This window comes from Burkholderia sp. Se-20378 (genome assembly GCF_017104665.1).
Taxonomy (GTDB): Bacteria; Pseudomonadota; Gammaproteobacteria; order Burkholderiales; family Burkholderiaceae; genus Burkholderia; species Burkholderia lata.
On record NZ_JAAGPG010001246.1, the window covers coordinates 1 to 498 of the forward strand.

Sequence of the window (498 nt, forward strand, 5' to 3'; positions counted from 1 at the left end):
TCGACAGCACTACCGGCTCGCGTGGTGGCGCACGGCCGCCGACGAGCTGAACTGGCGGCGCTTCTTCGACATCGCGACGCTCGCGGCCGTCCGTGTCGACGACGACGCGGTGTTCGACGCCGTCCATGCGCTGCCGCTGCGACTGCATGCGGCCGGGTATATCGACGGCCTGCGCGTCGATCACGTCGACGGCCTCGCCGATCCGCGCGCGTATTGCCGGCGGCTGCACGAGCGACTTGCCGCGCAACGCGACGCACGGCCATACGTCGTCGTCGAGAAGATTCTCGCGCCCGGCGAGGCGCTGCGCGACGACTGGGCCGTCGACGGCACGACCGGCTACGACTTCATGAACGATGTCGGCGCGCTGCTGCACGATCCGGCCGGCGCCGCGCCGCTGGCCGCGCACTGGGCGCACGTATCGGGTTCGTCGCGCACCTTCGCGCAGGAAGCGCTCGACGGCAAGCGGCGCGTGCTGGTGCGCCAGCTCGCCGTCGAGCA

1 pseudogene is annotated in these 498 nt (G+C 71.7%); it reads left to right on the plus strand.

From position 1 onward, the window contains the following. Positions 1 to 498 (plus strand): annotated as a pseudogene (locus G3N93_RS41225) (malto-oligosyltrehalose synthase); the annotation flags it as partial.